This window comes from Carnimonas bestiolae (genome assembly GCF_051251145.1).
Lineage (GTDB): Bacteria > Pseudomonadota > Gammaproteobacteria > Pseudomonadales > Halomonadaceae > Carnimonas > Carnimonas bestiolae.
In genome coordinates this window covers 268,157-285,595 of sequence record NZ_JBPCZK010000001.1, presented here as the reverse complement: position 1 = coordinate 285,595, position 17,439 = coordinate 268,157, and the positions used below count along the sequence as shown (strand labels likewise).

14 protein-coding genes are annotated in these 17,439 nt (G+C 58.4%); 11 read left to right on the top strand and 3 right to left on the bottom strand.

Going from position 1 to position 17,439, the window contains the following annotated elements:
- Nucleotides 1-35 precede the first annotated feature (35 nt).
- From R84865_RS01365 to R84865_RS01345, 5 genes are all read left to right on the top strand, one after another.
- On the top strand, nt 36-863 hold the full coding sequence (locus R84865_RS01365; RefSeq protein WP_435638634.1) for a TatD family hydrolase: 828 nt from the start codon (nt 36-38) through the stop codon (nt 861-863).
- A gap of 6 nt (nt 864-869) precedes the next feature.
- Complete coding sequence (locus R84865_RS01360; protein WP_435638633.1) at nt 870-3,068, top strand: ATP-dependent helicase; 2,199 nt, start codon at nt 870-872, stop codon at nt 3,066-3,068.
- A gap of 307 nt (nt 3,069-3,375) precedes the next feature.
- Complete coding sequence (gene tolQ / locus R84865_RS01355; RefSeq protein ID WP_435631656.1) at nt 3,376-4,077, top strand: protein TolQ; 702 nt, start codon at nt 3,376-3,378, stop codon at nt 4,075-4,077.
- Between the two features lie 10 nt (nt 4,078-4,087).
- Entirely contained in the window at nt 4,088-4,522 is a 435-nt protein-coding gene (gene tolR, locus R84865_RS01350) for a protein TolR (RefSeq protein ID WP_435631655.1), read from the top strand.
- Nucleotides 4,523-4,550: 28 nt separating this feature from the next.
- Nucleotides 4,551-5,579: an energy transducer TonB gene (locus R84865_RS01345; protein WP_435638632.1), complete on the top strand. Its 1,029-nt coding sequence runs from the start codon at nt 4,551-4,553 to the stop codon at nt 5,577-5,579.
- Between the two features lie 133 nt (nt 5,580-5,712).
- Here the strand turns inward: R84865_RS01345 and xthA are convergent, their stop codons facing one another.
- Together xthA and R84865_RS01335 are read right to left on the bottom strand one after the other, a co-directional pair.
- Nucleotides 5,713-6,522 carry an exodeoxyribonuclease III gene (xthA, locus tag R84865_RS01340; protein WP_435631653.1) on the bottom strand — a complete coding sequence of 270 codons (810 nt, stop codon included), beginning with the start codon at nt 6,520-6,522 and terminating at the stop codon, nt 5,713-5,715.
- Nucleotide 6,523: 1 nt separating this feature from the next.
- Nucleotides 6,524-6,772: a hypothetical protein gene (locus R84865_RS01335; protein WP_435631652.1), complete on the bottom strand. Its 249-nt coding sequence runs from the start codon at nt 6,770-6,772 to the stop codon at nt 6,524-6,526.
- Between the two features lie 260 nt (nt 6,773-7,032).
- Between R84865_RS01335 and R84865_RS01330 the strand changes: the two genes are divergently transcribed.
- Together R84865_RS01330 and dinG are read left to right on the top strand one after the other, a co-directional pair.
- A complete protein-coding gene (locus tag R84865_RS01330; protein WP_435636966.1) occupies nt 7,033-8,349 on the top strand; it encodes a DEAD/DEAH box helicase in 1,317 nt (438 codons plus the stop codon).
- Between the two features lie 51 nt (nt 8,350-8,400).
- Entirely contained in the window at nt 8,401-10,551 is a 2,151-nt protein-coding gene (gene dinG, locus R84865_RS01325; RefSeq protein WP_435638631.1) for an ATP-dependent DNA helicase DinG, read from the top strand.
- Nucleotides 10,552-10,673: 122 nt separating this feature from the next.
- Here the strand turns inward: dinG and R84865_RS01320 are convergent, their stop codons facing one another.
- Nucleotides 10,674-11,750: a 3-deoxy-7-phosphoheptulonate synthase gene (locus R84865_RS01320; protein ID WP_435638630.1), complete on the bottom strand. Its 1,077-nt coding sequence runs from the start codon at nt 11,748-11,750 to the stop codon at nt 10,674-10,676.
- A 354-nt stretch (nt 11,751-12,104) separates the two neighbouring features.
- Between R84865_RS01320 and rpoE the strand changes: the two genes are divergently transcribed.
- From rpoE to lepA, 4 genes are all read left to right on the top strand, one after another.
- On the top strand, nt 12,105-12,713 hold the full coding sequence (gene rpoE / locus R84865_RS01315; RefSeq protein WP_435631648.1) for an RNA polymerase sigma factor RpoE: 609 nt from the start codon (nt 12,105-12,107) through the stop codon (nt 12,711-12,713).
- 121 nt (nt 12,714-12,834) lie between these two features.
- Complete coding sequence (locus R84865_RS01310) at nt 12,835-13,494, top strand: sigma-E factor negative regulatory protein (RefSeq protein WP_435631647.1); 660 nt, start codon at nt 12,835-12,837, stop codon at nt 13,492-13,494.
- Between the two features lie 319 nt (nt 13,495-13,813).
- The gene (locus R84865_RS01305) at nt 13,814-15,301 is read left to right on the top strand and encodes a DegQ family serine endoprotease (RefSeq protein WP_435638629.1); all 1,488 of its coding nucleotides are present in this window, start codon (nt 13,814-13,816) and stop codon (nt 15,299-15,301) included.
- 290 nt (nt 15,302-15,591) lie between these two features.
- The gene (lepA, locus tag R84865_RS01300) at nt 15,592-17,409 is read left to right on the top strand and encodes a translation elongation factor 4 (protein ID WP_435638628.1); all 1,818 of its coding nucleotides are present in this window, start codon (nt 15,592-15,594) and stop codon (nt 17,407-17,409) included.
- Nucleotides 17,410-17,439 lie beyond the last annotated feature (30 nt).

The window sequence follows — 17,439 nt, the reverse complement described above, 5'->3', positions numbered from 1 at the left end:
CATCCATTTGCTGATGATTTTTGGATTATTGCGTCATGTTACTTTCTGATTCGGTTGCCGATGCACCGCTCAAGCATCTGCATCTTGTCGATTCGCACTGCCACCTTGATCAACTTGATCTCACGCCCTACGACGGCGATATCGATGCTGCCATCGAGGCGGCGCGCGAAGCGGGCGTGGGGCGCATTCTGGCAATGTCCACCCAGCCTGGCGATGTGGCCGAGCTCACCGCGCTGGCACGCCGCCATCCCATCGTCGAAGTCGCTGTGGGCGCTCATCCGCTGCACCCGCTGGAGCACGAGCCTAGCCTGGAAGACATGCAGGCATTGGTAGAGCGCTACGAGCCTGCCGCGATAGGTGAGATAGGTCTCGATTTTATCGATGATGTGCCGAAGGTGCCCAAAGCGGTGCAGCTCGAACGCTTCGCTACGATGTTAAAGCTTTCAAGCGATACCGAACTGCCGGTAAGCGTACACACCCGCGGTGCCCGCCACGAGACGCTAGAGCTGATCACGCGCCATTCTCGGCCTGAAGTCGGCGGGGTGCTGCACTGCTTCACTGACGAATTGTCGTTCGCACGAGAAGCGGTCGAGCTGGGCTTCTATATCTCGATGTCAGGCATCGTCACTTTCAAGAATGCCGCCAATGTGCGGGAGCTGGCCAAGGCCATTCCGCTCGATCGACTGTTGATCGAAACCGACAGCCCCTGGCTGGCGCCGGTTCCCATGCGCGGTAAGCCTAACGAGCCGAAAAATGTGGGCAGAGTCGCCGAGACTATCGCTGAGGTGCGAGGGATTAGCGTCGAAGAGGTAGTGATGCAAACCAGCGCCAACTTCTACCGCCTTTTCTCACGTATCCGCTGAGGCAGTATGACAGCTATCGAGCAGGCTCCGTGGCGCGTGTGGCTTACCCGCGAGCAACTGGCGGTGGTCGAGCACCCCAGCGGACATGCGCGCGTATCGGCAGTCGCGGGGGCCGGTAAAACCTCCACCATGGTGGCGCGGGTGCTCGAGCTGCTGGCACGCGGTGCCAATCCTGATCGTATGCTGGTGCTGATGTTCAATCGCGCCGCCCGCGAGGACTTCGCGCAACGGCTTGCCTCCACCGCGCCACATGGCCAGCGTTTGCCGCAAGTGCGCACCTTCCACTCGGTGGGCATGCGGCTATGCACCAACCTTACGCGTAAAGGCATCATTCCCGCTCGTCGCTTGCTCGATGCCGAATGGCAGCGCGAGCGTCTGGCGCGTCAGGCGGTGTCGTCGGTAAGGGATGAGTTTCCGACGCTAAGTGAGCAAGCGCTGGAAACCGAGCAGCTCGATACCTTCTGCCATTTCTGTGATCGCGTGAAAGGTGAACTGGTCGCGCCCGAAGTGATGATCGAGCAGGATGATTTCGGTAATGAATCTTCCCATTTCCCCGCGGCCTATCGTCGGCAGGAGCAGCTGTATGCCGAGCAGGGGCTGATGAGCTACGCCGATCTGCTGCATCTGCCGCTCAAGGCGCTGGCGCGCAATAGCCAGCTGCGCCAGCAGTTGGGCGGCTTTCTTGATCATCTGATTATCGATGAATATCAGGACATCAACGAAGCGCAGCTACGGCTGCTAAGCGTGCTGGCCGCACCGCACGGCGAAGTTATGGCAGTGGGCGATGCCAACCAGTGTATCTACGAGTGGCGCGGGGCCAAGGCCGATGCCATGCTGGAGCGCTTCGAGCGCTATTTCGGAGCGCCGAGCGACTATCCGTTGTCGCATACCTTTCGCCATGGGCACGCGCTAGCGCTAATGGCGAACCACGCCATTGCGGCCAATCAGCGGCGTCACGATCAACTCACCCTGGCGGCCCCTGATAACCCGCATACCTCCCTGGCTTGCGCGCAGGGTAGCCGTAGCCTGGTTGATACGCTCAGGCAATGGCGTGAGCAGGGCCAGCCGTTAACTCAGGCGGCAGTGCTGGTGCGCAGCTGGGCGCTGACGGTGCCGGTACAGCTAGCGCTAATGCGCGCCAACATTCCTTTCCAACTGGGGCGCGAAGATCGCTTCGTATTTCGTCTGCCGCTGGTCAGGGCCTTGGCGGGATATCTCGAAGTGGCGCTGACGCCAGGCTTGCTCAGTAGTGTCGAGCACTTAACGCTGCTGTTTTCGCAGCCGGCCACCTTCGTCAGTCGTGATCGTTTGGCTGCGCTGTGTGAACTGCTGGCGCGCTATCAGCAGTGGCCGGATGCCGATGCCGCCCCGCTGGCAGGGTTGCGTCCGTTCCAGGTGCGCACGCTGCGCAAACGTTGGGAATTGCTGAACGACATTGCCTCGATGGGCAGTTGTCCCGCTGCCGAGCTGTTGGCGCAGGTGATCGATGGCCTCGATGCGCACAAGGTACTGCGCAAGGCCGCTGCCCGTCGCGAGAAAGGCGATGAAGACGTGCGCTTGCTCGACGTACTGCTCGATCAGGCCCAGGAGGTAGGCGGCGATACCCGCGCCTTTGTTGATTTGCTGCTGAAGCCGATGGAGGCTGATGCAGAAGGCGTGTCGATTTCTACCGTGCACGGTGCTAAAGGGCTGGAATGGCCGCTGGTATTGGTGTGGGGGCTGAATGAAGAAGACTTCCCTCTCTACAGCCGCGATGCGCCGCTGGCACCGGCAGCGCTGGAAGAAGAGCGGCGGCTTTTCTATGTCGCCACCACCCGCGCCCGTCATCAACTGGTGATGCTGTCCGATGGCGGCGAGCGTCCTCCCAGCCGTTTCATCGAAGAAACCGATTGGCAAAGCTGCAATACGCTGTCCGGTCTTTTGTACGACCCTGACCAGCACGATAGCGATGCGCCGCTGAAGGTAAGGCGTCCCGATATTGTTGAGCGCTATCTGGCGCAGATGGGCGCTGCCATCAAGGTGGCAGCGGCACGCGATGCCTCGTATCGGTGGCAGAAGGGCGATCGGCTGATGCACGATAGTTTCGGTCAGGGCGAGGTAGAACGTGTAGAAGGGGAGGGTGAACGCTGCCTGATCGAAGTGCGCTTTGATCGAGCGGGCAAACGTCGTCTGCTGGCCGCCAGAGCGCCAGTGGCGCCGCTGTAGCGTCAATCGCAGCAGGGCGTTAGCGGCGCATTGATCGAGTGGCGGTTGGCTGGCCGGGAACCCTCGGCAGATCGCGCTATCAAAGGGAGAGTCTGATCGTGGCACGCCAACAAGGCATGCTACACTGAGGCTTAGCTAATGGAGCGCCAATAGCGCGCCAAAGCTTACGCTAGCAAGGGCGTTGCCAGCACAGCTCGACGATGCGTGATGGCAGCCAGCGCCCTGTTCGGGAATGTCAATTTGATAATGTTTTTCATTTACATTATCGTGCATTCACTTTTTTGACCAAGCTTTATAGAGATTGACCATGAATGAATCGGTGTCATCGGACCACATGTCGATCATTTCGCTAGTGTCGCACGCTAGCGGCGTTGTGCAGATCGTAATGGCAATTCTATTGCTGTTTTCGATTGTCTCCTGGGTATTGATCTTCCGCAGAGGGTTCGCACTTCGTCAGGCGCGTTCCGAGTTCGAATCGTTCGAAAAGCGTTTCTGGTCTGGGGTAGACCTTAATGAGCTGTACCGTGAAGTGCCCGAGCAGCCAGAAGGCGCGGCGCATCTGTTCCGTGCAGGTTTCCGCGAGTTCAACCGCTTGCTGCCGAAATCCAGCGACGACGGCGCAGTACTGGGAGGCGTTGAGCGTTCAATGAGCGTGGCGCTGTCGCGGGAAGAGTCTCGCCTGACTCAGAAGCTGCCGATTCTTGCTTCAATTTCTTCTTCCAGCCCGTACATCGGTCTATTTGGTACGGTGTGGGGCATCATGGGCTCGTTCCAGTCGCTGTCGCTTAGCCAGCAGGCAACGCTGGCAACGGTTGCTCCGTGGATTGCTGAAGCACTGGTCGCCACGGCAATGGGCCTGTTTGCCGCCATTCCTGCGGTTATCGCTTACAACCGTCTCTCTTCCAACGCTGATGGTTTGATCGGTCGTTACGAAAACTTCGCTGAAGAGTTCTATTCGATTCTGTATCGCAACTTGCATACCGGTCGCGTGCGCAGAGAAAACGCCTGAGGAGGTTGTCATGCGTAGATCATTCTCACGCCGGGGCAAGCGCAAGATTGCCAGTGAAATCAACGTCGTTCCCTTCATCGATGTGATGCTGGTGCTGCTGGTTATCTTCATGATCACGGCACCGATGATGAATCAAGGCGTTGATGTCGATTTGCCCCAGGCCAGCTCCAAGCCCATCGATAATGACACTACCCCGCTGATCGTATCGGTCGATCGCGATGGCCAGTATTTCCTTAGCCGTGATGGCAAGGACAATCAGGTCGCGCTCGATAGTCTGGGCGATGAGGTCAAGCAGGTGCTGGCAGAGCATCCCAAAACACCAGTAATGGTGCGTGGCGATAAGAACGTCTCTTACGGTCAGGTGATATCGCTGATGGGTAGCCTGCAAACCGCCGGAGTTCCCAACGTGGGTCTGGTATCCCAGCCCGGTGGCGGCAATCAGTAATCATTGAGTAAACCGTAAGGCAGATTCGATGTTCCGTGATCAACAACCCGCATTCGCTGCCCACCGTTCGTCGGGGAATGCGGCCGACGCCAAGCCGTTTGTGCATCTATCTGCTGCCTTTGCAGAAGGGCGCTTGGCTACCTCCGGTTTTTCGGCGACGCCCTCTGCTCCCGCAGCAATCGTTGCGGGCATCAGTCCGGGGCACGACAGCGCTCAGCGGGTTGAGCCGATTGCGCTAGCGGGCGCCGATGGCGGTGATCAGGCGGAGCACCGTGTCGGCGCCGACCGCGGTGGGCTGCCAGCATTGGCGGCGGCGTTGGTCTTTCATGGGCTGATAGCTGCAGCACTGCTATGGCACTACTCTACTGATACCACTATCAAGGTCGAACCGCCGGCATCGAAAATGGTGCATGCAACGGTGGTGGAGGATCCTGCCATCGCCCAGGCCCGCGAGCAGCAGCGTCAGCAGGCTGAAGAAGCGCGCCGTCAGGAGCAGCAGCAGGCTCGCGAGCAGGCGGCTGAGCAAGCGCGTGAACAGCAGCGGGCGGCTGAGGCTCAGCGCCAGCAGCAACAGCGTGCCGAGCAGCAGCGGCAGGCCAATGCTGAACGTGCCCGTGAGCAGGCGGCGCAACAGCAGGCACAGCAGCGCAGTGCTGAGGCGGCACAGCAGCGCGCGGCCGAACAGGCCAAGGCGCAGGCCGATGCCAAGGCGGCGGCTCAAGCCAAGGCCAAGGCGCAAGCAGATGCCAAAGCCGCTGCTGCCCAGCGCGCTGCCGAAAGCAACACGCCCGAAACCCTGTCGCAAACACCGGCGCCGACCAATCGAGTCGCACCTGTCTATCCTCGCCTGGCGCAGGCCAGAAACATGCAGGGCAGCGTGACGGTCCGCTTCACCATTCGCAAGGATGGTTCGGTGGATGCTAGTTCGATCTCGGTGGTGAATTCGACCAATTCGATGTTCGAGAAAGCGGCCACCGATGCCGTTCGCAAGTGGCAGTTCAAGTCGCGTGCTCGCCCTGGTATCGTAGAGCAGCCGGTCAAGTTCGAGCTTAACTAGGGAATGCGGCAGCCGAGCGATACTGTGCTCGGTACTGCCAACGACAAAGCCCTTTGCTAGCCGCGGATAAATTCTCCGTTACGTTAGCAAAGGGCTTTTTTGGTGCGCTTGAAATCTATCGGCCGGGCGCGCGCTAGCCGAGGGTGGTCCAGATGGGGCAGTGGTCCGACGGTTTTTCCATGGCGCGTAGCTCATAATCGATACCGGCGTCAGCGACATGTTCTTGCAGCGGATTCGAGACCAGAATCAAATCGATGCGCAGGCCGCGTTTGGGCTCGCGATCAAATCCTTTCGAGCGATAGTCAAACCAGCTGTAGAAGTCACTGCTGTGCGGATAACGCTGGCGGTAGCTGTCGACCAACCCCCACGCATGAAGTTTGGCTAGCCATTCGCGCTCTTCCGGCTGGAAGCTGGTTTTGCCGTCGCGCAGCCAGCGCTTGCGGTTATCTTCGCCGATGCCAATGTCCTGATCTTCCGGCGAGATATTGAAATCACCCATGATCGCAACGTTGTCGGTGGCGCTATGGCGATTTTCAAGCGTGTTCGACAGCCGCGCGTAAAACTCGCGTTTATTGGGAAACTTGGTTGGGTGCGAGACGTTTTCGCCCTGCGGGAAGTAGCCGTTATAAACGGTGATGTCGCCCATGGGAGAGGCGAGCTTCACTGCGATCATACGCCGCTGCGCATCTTCTTCGTCGCCATCGAGGCCGTAATAAACGTCCAGCGGCGCTTGCTTGGTCATTATCGCCACGCCGTAATGGCCTTTCTGACCGTAGAAGTGGACGTGGTAGCCCAACGCCTGCAGCGCCTCCAGCGGAAATTCGCTGTCGCGTACCTTGGTTTCCTGCAAGCCAATAACATCGGGCGAATGCTTCTCGACCAGTGCTTGCAATTGATGAGGGCGCGCTCTTACCCCGTTAATGTTGAACGACATCAGTTTCATGTTAGTTCTGCTCCCCTGATGTGTCGGACGAATCCTGGTCGGGATGCAGCTCGAGAGTGGTGCCGGAGTGCTGCCGTTCCATCTTGCGCGCGGCCTGCTCTTTACGCTGCTTGCGCTTCTTGCTGACGTAGCGCTGCGTCGAATGCACCTGATCAGGGTTTTCGTGACGCCACTTCTTGTAGTCCTTGCGGCGCCCAGTGCGAATCGTTACGCGACTGGCAATGGAGCGGGTTTTCTTTCTGCGGGTCATGGTGATTCTCTTGTCAATCAATGATCGCTACCGTCACCAGGGCGTGTCCTTAGGATAGGGCGGTAGCGCAAAAGCGATGGCTGAATTCTATCAATAGCGCGCGGCTGTGTCTCATTGCTGGATCGTGCGTAGGCAAGGTTGTCTGATATAATCGCGCCCTAATACCGATGTTCATTTAATGCTGTCGATGCAGTGGCTGTGTTTCAAGAAGACACTGCGCGCGCTGAACACTTTTATTGCCACCAAATAGTCGAGACATCATGAGCGAGTCGGAAAAAAGCCCATCCCCGACCCACACTGCCAATCACCAGCCGCGTCGTAAGCGCCGCAGGCCGCGTCGTAAGCCGGGCGGCGATAGGCGCCGTTCCCCCAATGCGCAGGCAGCCTCCGCGCCTCAGGTTGAGATCGCACCGCTGAAGGCTGGGGTGTGGCGGTTTACTGACTTCGATTTACCTGCCCCTTTGGCGCGTGGCGTAAGTGAACTAGGCTTTGCCTACTGCACCCCCATCCAGAGCGAAGCACTCAAGCACACGCTGCTGGGCGGCGATGTGGTGGGCAAGGCGCAGACCGGCACTGGCAAAACGGCTGCCTTCCTGATTTCGATTCTGGCCTATTTCCTTGAAGAGCAGCGCCCCGACGGTCAGCAGCCCGGCGCACCGCGTGCGCTGATTCTGGCGCCTACGCGTGAGCTGGCGCTGCAAATCGAGAAGGATGCTCAGGCGCTGGCACAGCACGCTACCGATATCACTATCGTGAGCGCGGTAGGTGGGCTCGATTACAAGAAGCAGCAGAACGCGCTGCGTAACAAGGTCGATATTCTGATCGCGACACCTGGGCGTCTGCTCGACTTCCATCAAAAGCGTGATGTCGACCTGTCGCAGGTAGAAGTGCTGGTGCTCGATGAAGCCGATCGCATGCTGTCGATGGGCTTTATTCCCGACGTTAAACGCATTATTCGCGCCACGCCGAACAAGCAAGAGCGTCAGACCTTCCTGTTCTCGGCGACCTTCACGCGCGATATCCTCAATCTCGCCGAGCAGTGGACCCAGGATGCTGCGCAGGTCGACGTGGCGACTGATGTCAGCACCTCCAGCAATATCGAGCAGCGCGTTTATATGGTCAGCGATGCCGACAAGCCGCAGCTGCTGATCAACCTGCTGCGTCGTGAGGAGCTTGATCGTGTGATGGTGTTTGCCAATCAGCGCCATGCCGTACGCACGCTGCTTGAAACGCTGCATGAAGCCGGTGTTAACGCCGCAATGATCTCCGGTGAGGTGCCTCAGCAGCAGCGCATCAGTACGCTGGAACGGTTCCGTGAAGGCGAGGTGGCGGTGCTGGTTGCCACTGATGTTGCCGGTCGCGGCATTCACATCTCCGATGTATCACACGTGATCAACTACACCCTGCCGCAGGATCCCGAGGATTATGTGCATCGCATCGGGCGTACCGGTCGCGCGGGTGCCAAGGGCACATCGATCAGCTTTGTTGGCGAAGAAGATGCCTTCTCGCTGCCTGAAATCGAAGCCTATATCAACGCTAAGCTGCCGTGCGAGCATCCGCCGGAAGGACTGCTTTGAACGCGATCACCTCGTTTGCCTGCGCTTTCGTGACGGGCGGCCAAGCGCTGTATGGTTAAGCCCGAAATAAAAGAAGAGATTCAGGGGGCTTACCGTCAGCTGCTTGATGGTCTCAAGCTGAAGCCGCGCTACGGGCAAAAGCTGATGATCGCGGAAATCGCGCGGACACTCGGTGGGATAGAGGCCGACAGCGAAGGGCTGCGCGTAGGTAACGAGCACATCTGCGTGCTTGAGGCGGGCACCGGCACCGGTAAAACGCTGGCCTATCTGCTTTCGGCGCTGCCCATTGCGCGCGCTGCCAACAAGCGCTTGATCATCTCTACCGCCACGGTTGCCCTGCAAGAGCAGGTGCTACACCAGGACTTGCCGGCCCTCAAAGAACATGCGGGCATTCCGTTTTCCTATGCTTTGGCCAAGGGCCGCGGCCGCTATCTGTGCCTGTCGCGCCTCGAGCAGGTGCTCGACGGCACCCAGGCCAATCCCACCATGTCGCTGTTTGAGCGCGAACTCGCCGCGCCCAATGAACAGCTGGGAGAGCTTGCTCAGGAGCTGGCTGGCGAATATGCCAACGGGCGCTGGGAGGGCGATCGCGACAGTTGGCCAGAGCCAATCAGCGACCGCGATTGGCGGCAGCTGACCATCGATCATCGCCAATGCACCAACCGGCGCTGCGGGCATTTCAGCGCCTGCGCGTTCTTCCGCGCACGCCGTAAGGTCGAGGAAGCCGACGTTATCGTCGTTAACCATGATCTGGTGCTTGCCGATCTGGCGCTTGGCGGTGGCATGGTGCTGCCAGCGCCCAAGGAAAGCTTCTACGTGTTCGACGAGGCACACCACCTGCCTGATAAAGCGCTCGATCACTTTCATCACCGCTTGCCGCTGCACGGTGCCGGCCGTTGGATCAGTTTGCTCAAGCGCTCGCTTACCGAAATGAACACCGCGCTTGGCAAGCAGGCGGTGATTGCGCGGTTGCTGGCCACTATTCCCGATGCGCTAGCCACCATCGAGCCGCGTTTGACCGAGGTATTGGGCATTGCCGGTGGTTTCGAGCAGGCGCTGCCGCCGTTGCAGGGCGACAACACCACGCGCCGCTACCGCTTCGAAATGGGGCGGGTGCCGGCCGAGTTTCGTGATCTCACCTCTACATTGGTGGCTGCGTTCGCAGCGTTGAGTAAATCGTTGGACGGCATGCTCGAGATACTGCGCGAAAGCCTCGACCCCGATAAAAGTACCGGACTTCAGCGGGAAGTGGCGGAGGAGTGGCTACCGTTGATTGCCATGCTGCATGGGCGGGCCAACGACGCCTTTTCGCTATGGCAAGCCTTTTCCGAGCCTGATGTCGAACCCGATCAGCCACCGCAGGCGCGTTGGATCGAGTTCCAAAGCGGCCGCGACAACGCGGGCGATGAAGTCGTCATCGCTGCCTCGCCGGTCAGCGCTGCGCATACCTTGGCCCAGCACCTGTGGGGGCGCTGCTTCGGTGCGGTACTCACCTCGGCGACGCTGACCGCGCTGGGCGGCTTCGAACGGCTTCAGGAGCGCGCGGGGCTGGCCAATCGCTACCGTTATCAACGTTTGCCCAGCTCGTTTGACTATTCGCGTGCCGTACTGTCAGTACCGCGTAGCGCGGTGGATCCGGCGCAACGTGATCAGCACGAGCGCTCGATCATCGACTTCGTGCGTGATCTCGATGGCAACGAAGCGGTACTGGTGCTGTTTTCATCGCGGCGCCAGCTGCGCGCGGTCGAGCAGGCGCTGTTTGATGACACGGCCACCCGTGAGCGCGCCAAGGCGATTCTGATTCAGGATCAGCTGCCGCGCCGCGAACTGTTGGAGCGTCATCGTAAACGCGTTGATGAAGGTGAAGGCAGTATCATCTTCGGCTTGGCAAGCTTTGCCGAAGGGGTCGATCTTCCGGGACGCTATCTGCGCCACGTGGTGATTACCCGTTTGCCGTTTTCGGTGCCCGACGATCCAGTAGGCGCTACGCTGTCGGAGTGGATCGAAAGCCGCGGCGGCAACGCCTTTATGCGCATCACCGTGCCGGATGCTTCTATCCGTCTGGTGCAGGCCTGTGGTCGCTTGATCCGCAAGGAGCAGGATGAAGGCGTAATCACCATTCTCGATCGCCGCATTGTGACCAAACGCTACGGCAAGGCGCTGCTCGACTCGCTGCCGCCGTTTCGGCGTGAGATCGCATAAGCCGGCGCGTCTTGGTTGTTCACCTCGCCAGCAACAAAGCACACACGACAACGCCGCTGAAGTTTGCCTTCAGCGGCGTTGTTTGTTGGCACGGTGAAGCGGGCGAAAGCGCTGCTGCTATCTTACTGCTCCAGGCGTTTTCGCAGCGGCTCACGAATGCGGCGTGCCAAGTCAGTCAGAATCTCTTCAGTCGTTTCCCAACTGATGCAGCCATCGGTAACCGACACGCCGTACTTCAGGTCGTCGAGGCTAGCAGGAATTTTCTGCGCGCCTGCGAACAGGTGAGACTCGAGCATGACGCCCATGATTGAGCGATTGCCTTCAATAATCTGCTGGGCAATGTTCTCAAGCACCAGCGGCTGGAGCTCCGGCTGTTTGTTCGAGTTAGCGTGAGAGCAGTCGACCATCAGGTTGGGCGTAACGCCTGCTGCACTTAGCTCGCGCTCAGCCAGTGAAATGCTGACGCTGTCGTAGTTGGGTTTACCGTTACCGCCGCGCAGCACCGCGTGGGCGTAGGCGTTGCCGCGCGTGGTGATAATTGCCACTTCGCCGTCCTGATTGATACCAAGGAAGCTATGGCCGTGTGCCACCGACTGCAGCGCATTGACCGCTACTTCCAGACTGCCATCGGTACCGTTTTTGAAGCCGACCGGGCCGGAAAGACCCGAGGCCATTTCCCGGTGAGTTTGTGATTCAGTGGTGCGTGCGCCAATTGCCGACCAGCTGATGCAGTCTTGCAGATACTGCGGGGAAATGGGGTCGAGTGCTTCGGTAGCGAGCGGTAGGCCCATCTCGGTGAGCTCTACCAGCAAGCTGCGCGCAATGGTCAGGCCTTCTTCGATATGAAAGCTGTCGTCCATGCGCGGATCGTTGATCAGGCCTTTCCAGCCCACCGTGGTGCGTGGTTTCTCGAAGTAGCAGCGCATCACGATAAACAGTGAGTCGCTCACGCTGTCGGCCAGCGTGCGCAGGCGCGTGGCGTATTCGCGGGCGGCCTTTACATCATGAATGGAACACGGGCCAACGACCACCAGCAGCCGCGGATCCTTGCCATCGAGAATGTTCTGAATGGTTTGACGGCTTTCGACAATGCGCTGTGACGCGGCGTGGCTGAGTGGAATCTTGTTCTTCAACTCGGTGGGGGTGATCAGCTGCTTTTGATCGACCACATTGACGTCGTTGGTTTGCTGCTCGGACATTGCGGGCCTTCCAGAATCGAAAATGAATAACGCTGAGTGCACCTTGATAGCGCTGAGCGATGTTTGAATGGACGCTAGTGTACATTAACAAGGAACTTATCGGCAGACGCTCTGTCAGAAGGAGGGTCTGCTACTTTTGTTGGAAGCGCTTCGCCATCACTATTACATGCGCTCTCACGCTGAACGCTTGAATTCCAGCCTACCAGCGCAGATATAGAAAAGTGGCAGAAGTTTAATTCAAGGGTATCTAGTGGCCGGGCCGCAGCAAGTCTGATTCAGGGTAAACATCGACCCACTTGCTGCAACGTACGTTGATACGAGCGCCTTGGTTAGGCCACCTTTTCGGGGGATCTCATGTCAACAGCGTTGACTGACAAACAGCTCGTAGAGCGCGCCCAGGCTGGTGATTCACGCGCTTTCGACCTGTTGGTTAAAAAATATCAGCACAAGATCATTGGTTTGATCGGGCGTTACGTTTTCGATCAGGCCGAAGTTTACGATGTGGCTCAGGAAGCCTTCATCAAGGCGTATCGGGCGCTGGGCAAGTTCCGTAACGAGAGCGCCTTCTATACGTGGATTTACCGTATCGCCATTAATACCGCCAAAAACCATCTGGTTGCACGCGGTCGTCGTCCGCCGGGCAGCGATATGGATATCAGCGATGCTGAAGTACTCGATTTCAGCGGGCGTTTGGCGGATATCGAAACGCCTGAATCGGCTATTGCGCGCGATCAGCTCGAAGCAGCGGTGTTCGAGGCTATCGAGAACCTGCCGGAAGATCTGCGCACGGCGATCACTCTGCGCGAGATGGATGGGCTGGCCTACGAAGATATCGCCAATGTGATGCAGTGCCCGGTGGGCACGGTACGTTCGCGCATTTTCCGTGCGCGTGAGGCCATCGATCAGCGTATCGATGAGCTAATGAACCCAACCCTCAGTCACGATGGTGTATCGTCGGCTTAGGATAGATGGGCAGGATAACAGGCGCTTTATCGGGTTCGGCGCGCCATAAAACTTTTTCGTGAATACGCTGTCTTAGCACCGGTTATGAATTTTATGCAGCGTCTGGTATGAGGATGTGGCAATGAATGACAAAGTCAGGGAATCTCTCTCTGCCGTTATGGACGGAGAAGGCGATGAGCTTGAGCTGCGTAGAGTGCTCAAGTCGCTGTCAAAATCACCGGAGGAGGCAGATACCTGGCGTCGTTACCACGTAATTGGCAGCGCCCTGCGCCGCGAGCGTGATATCGATGTCACCACTGATCTGTCGGCGGCGGTGCATGAGCGCATCGAAGCACTGCATCTCGATCAGCTTGACGGTGAGGGCAGCGCGCAGGCAGTGCATGGCAAGCGCCATGTCGGGCCATTTTCTTTCATGGGCAACGCTGCCGTAGCGGCTGCTGTTAGCCTGATGGTCATTACCGGCGTACAGGTATATCGCGGCATGGATAGCGGTAGTGCTACCAGTGCGCCGGGCAGCTCCATGGCCTCTGCGCCGGGCGTCGGCGGCTCGCTTGATGGCGGTGCCGCGGGTGGCAGCTTCAGCACTGTTGGGCTGGTGTCCGAATCCGCCAACGAACAGCGCTATCCCAAGGCTGCCAACGGTGATAATTCGCTGTTCCCCGTTTATGCCGACGATCAGTCTTCGGCTGAGGCTCGCCGTCAGACGCGCTTGCTGCGCGGCTTCCTGGACCAGCATGCGCAGGATGGCAATGCTGTCTCCGGCAGCGCGGCTCGCTTCTAATCACGCAGCAGGGTTTATCTGGATAGAAGCTGTGTCAGCGGTCTGCTGGCAAAAAGCGCCAGCCTTCTTTTATGAGAAGGCGTGGCGTTTTTTTCGTTTGGCCATTGGCAATTAGCCAGAATCCGGCACAGTCGGGCAGCAATAGAGGTCTTTTGCACATTAGCGATAATATTGCGCGCAAATTGACACATTGGAGCCTCTTAAGCAGGGCAAAATTCCAAACAAGGTAGCTCAGCGTGCGGCCGTGTTCGGTTGGGCGCTGAGCGTATGCGGTAGTTGTGGTTATCAAGGCTAGAAAAAGAAAGCAGGAGTAAATCCCATGCAGTTTGGTAAACAACGAACTTCTATCGTGGCGCTTGCGCTGGCATCCGCATTAGCGTGTTCGCCGTTGGCGCTTGCCCAGTCGACCGAGCAAAGTGCAGCAGCGGCTCCTACTCAACGTTTGCCAAACTTTACCGCATTGGTAAAGAAGGCAGCCCCTGCGGTCGTCAATATCTCGACCAAACGTGAGGTGGCGTCGGATCCGATGATGGGATCTGATCAGCTCCCGGATATATTTCGCCATTTTTTTGGCGATCAACTGCCGCCCGGTTTCAGCTTCGGCCCTGATATGGGCGCGGGCCCCCAGGGGCGCGGGCATGACACCGTGGCATCGCTCGGCTCCGGATTTATTATTAGTCAGGACGGCTACATCTTGACCAACGCCCATGTGGTAGAAGGGGCCGACTCCATCGAAGTGAAGCTTAACGATCGTCGCCAGTTGAAGGCCAAGGTGATCGGTAGCGATAAAAAGACCGACGTGGCGCTGATCAAGGTCGATGCCAACCATCTGCCAGTGCTCGAGCGTGGCAATTCCAGCCAGCTTGAAACCGGCGAATGGGTCGCCGCTATTGGTTCGCCGTTCGGCTTCGACCACTCGGTCACATCGGGCATCGTTAGCGCGATCAATCGTACGCTGTCATCCGACAACTTCGTGCCGTTCATTCAAACCGACGTGGCTATCAACCCGGGCAACTCCGGCGGGCCGTTGCTGAACCTGCAAGGACAAGTCGTCGGTATCAACTCACAGATATATACCCGCAGCGGTGGCTTTATGGGGCTGTCGTTCGCGATTCCCATCAATATTGCGATGGACGTTGCTGACAGCCTGAAGAAGGACGGCCAAGTACACCGCGGCTATCTGGGAGCGGCTATTCAGGAAGTGTCGAAGGATCTTGCTGAATCGCTGGGCTTGAGCGATACCAAAGGCGCGCTGATCGCGCAGCTCAAGCAGGGCGCACCGGGCGACAAGGGCGGCTTGCAGCCAGGCGATGTAGTACAGAGCGTCAATGGGCAAAAGATTGATACACCAGATGAGCTGCCGCGCCGTGTCAGCGCGATCAAGCCAGGTGATACCGCAACACTGGGCATCGTGCGTGACGGCAAGCGCCAGAACCTGAAAATTACCGTGGGTGATTGGCCGCGGGCGGACGGCTCATCCGACGATGGTACGAGTGGCAGCCAAGGCCAGCAGCATCGCATTGGGTTGGTCGTCGGCGACCTTGACGAGAGTGACCTGCGCCAGCTTGGAGTACCGCATGGCGTTGTCGTGCAGCGAGTCGATCCAAACGGCGCAGCCGCCAGCGCCGGTATTCAATCGGGCGATGTGCTAGTCGATGTGAACCGCCATGCCATTACCTCTGGCGCCAAACTCCGCGCCATCGTGGCCCGTTTGCCGCACAATCGTCCCGTTGCGCTGCGCGTAGCGCGAGGCGGGCAACTGCTGTTTGTCGCGCTGCGACTGGATGGCAAGCAAAGCGACGAATAGTCTCTAGACACGGCTCACTCGGGTAGTGCGAAAGGTGATATAACAACGGGCCCCGCAGGGCCCGTTGTTACGTTTTATCTGGTGAGTGGCGGGGGAGAAGCGCTGTTGGCAGGTGGTTGCGCCCCCAGTTAACGCTATCCAAACAGCGAGATGTTCGTCTTCGCTGTTACCTTTGGCACGCTACCGGTACAATTACCCCTTTTCCAGTCGGCGATAATGGCGATGGGCGTGCAGCCTTGCACGCTAGCCACTGCTGCTGGTACCCCGAACAGGATTTTGGTAACGCTTACATGGCAAAAGACGCAACGCCTTCACCTCTAAGCAATATTCGTAATTTCAGCATCATTGCCCACATCGATCACGGCAAGTCGACTCTCGCTGATCGCATCATTCAGCTGTGCGGGGGCTTGTCCGAGCGCGAGTTGAAGGAGCAGGTGCTCGATTCGATGGATATTGAGCGCGAGCGGGGCATTACCATCAAAGCGCAGTCGGTAACGCTTGATTACCAGGCAGAAGATGGTGAGGTGTATCAGTTCAACTTCATTGATACTCCGGGGCACGTCGATTTTTCCTATGAAGTGTCGCGTTCGCTGTATGCCTGCGAAGGGGCGCTGCTGGTGGTCGATGCGGCGCAAGGCGTTGAAGCGCAGTCGGTGGGCAATTGCTATACCGCCATCGAGCAGGGCCTCGAGGTAGTGCCGGTTTTGAACAAAATGGATTTGCCGCAGGCTGATCCCGACGAAGTGTCACAACAGATCGAAGAAATCATCGGTCTTGATGCTACCGACGCTTGCCGTGTGTCGGCGAAAAGCGGTTTAGGCATGGAACAGTTGCTCGAGCGTCTGGTGCGCGATATCCCGCCGCCCCAGGGCAATCGCGAGGCGCCGCTGCAGGCGCTGATTATCGACTCCTGGTTCGATAACTATCTCGGCGTGGTATCGCTGATTCGCGTTTTCGACGGCGAACTGCGCAAAGGCGATAAGGTGGAAATGAAATCCACGGGTCGCCACTGGGACGCCAATGCGGTAGGTATCTTTACCCCCAAACGGACGGAGACCAACGTGCTGCGCGCGGGTGAAGTCGGCTTTCTGGTCGCGGGTATCAAGGATATCCACGGCGCGCCTGTGGGCGATACCGTCACCCATGCCAAAACGCCCGACGTGCCGCGTCTGCCCGGTTTCCAGAAGGTCAAGCCGCAGGTGTATGCCGGCATGTTCCCGATCAGCGCCGACGATTACGAAGCCTTCCGCGATGCGCTGGAAAAGCTGGCGCTCAACGATGCGTCGCTGGATTACGTGCCCGAAAACTCCGATGCGCTGGGCTTTGGCTTCCGCGTCGGCTTCCTTGGCACGCTGCATATGGAGATCATTCAGGAGCGCCTGGAGCGCGAATACGATCTTGATCTTCTGACCACTGCGCCGACGGTTATCTACGAACTGCTGATGGATTCCGGCGAGGTTATCTATATCTCCAATCCATCGAAGCTGCCCGATCTCTCCAGCGTGACCGAAATGCGCGAGCCGATCACTCGCGCTACCATTCTGGTGCCGCAGGAATATGTCGGTAACGTGATTACCGAGTGTGTTAACCGACGCGGTGTCCAGAAGGATATGCAGGTGCTGGGCAATCAAATGCAGCTGACCTACGAACTGCCGATGAGCGAAGTGGTGATGGACTTCTTCGATCGTCTGAAGTCGATCACCAAAGGGTATGCTTCGCTTGATTACAGCTTCGAGCGCTTCGAGGCGGCCAAGCTGGTACGTCTTGATGTGTTGATCAACGGTGATCGGGTCGATGCCTTGGCGGTAATCATTCACCGCGATCAGGCCGAACCGCGTGGCCGAGTGCTGGTGGAGAAAATGAAGGAACTGATTCCTCGCCAGATGTTTGACGTTGCCGTACAGGCCGCCATCGGCGGTCACGTGATTGCACGTTCAACGGTCAAGGCATTGCGCAAAAACGTAACGGCCAAGTGCTATGGCGGCGACGTGTCGCGTAAAAAGAAACTGCTGCAGAAGCAGAAGGAAGGTAAAAAGCGCATGAAGCAGGTGGGCAGTGTTGAAATTCCGCAGGATGCTTTCCTTGCGGTGCTGCGCACCAACGACTAATGGCTGTCGTCAGCGCTTGCCGGTCGATTC

Coding starts and splice junctions, on each gene's coding strand:
- R84865_RS01365 (WP_435638634.1), top strand. CDS start 36: ATGTTACTTTCTGATTCGGTTGCCGATGCACCGCTCAAGCATCTGCAT.
- R84865_RS01360 (WP_435638633.1), top strand. CDS start 870: ATGACAGCTATCGAGCAGGCTCCGTGGCGCGTGTGGCTTACCCGCGAG.
- tolQ (WP_435631656.1), top strand. CDS start 3,376: ATGAATGAATCGGTGTCATCGGACCACATGTCGATCATTTCGCTAGTG.
- tolR (WP_435631655.1), top strand. CDS start 4,088: ATGCGTAGATCATTCTCACGCCGGGGCAAGCGCAAGATTGCCAGTGAA.
- R84865_RS01345 (WP_435638632.1), top strand. CDS start 4,551: ATGTTCCGTGATCAACAACCCGCATTCGCTGCCCACCGTTCGTCGGGG.
- xthA (WP_435631653.1), bottom strand. CDS start 6,522: ATGAAACTGATGTCGTTCAACATTAACGGGGTAAGAGCGCGCCCTCAT.
- R84865_RS01335 (WP_435631652.1), bottom strand. CDS start 6,772: ATGACCCGCAGAAAGAAAACCCGCTCCATTGCCAGTCGCGTAACGATT.
- R84865_RS01330 (WP_435636966.1), top strand. CDS start 7,033: ATGAGCGAGTCGGAAAAAAGCCCATCCCCGACCCACACTGCCAATCAC.
- dinG (WP_435638631.1), top strand. CDS start 8,401: ATGGTTAAGCCCGAAATAAAAGAAGAGATTCAGGGGGCTTACCGTCAG.
- R84865_RS01320 (WP_435638630.1), bottom strand. CDS start 11,750: ATGTCCGAGCAGCAAACCAACGACGTCAATGTGGTCGATCAAAAGCAG.
- rpoE (WP_435631648.1), top strand. CDS start 12,105: ATGTCAACAGCGTTGACTGACAAACAGCTCGTAGAGCGCGCCCAGGCT.
- R84865_RS01310 (WP_435631647.1), top strand. CDS start 12,835: ATGAATGACAAAGTCAGGGAATCTCTCTCTGCCGTTATGGACGGAGAA.
- R84865_RS01305 (WP_435638629.1), top strand. CDS start 13,814: ATGCAGTTTGGTAAACAACGAACTTCTATCGTGGCGCTTGCGCTGGCA.
- lepA (WP_435638628.1), top strand. CDS start 15,592: ATGGCAAAAGACGCAACGCCTTCACCTCTAAGCAATATTCGTAATTTC.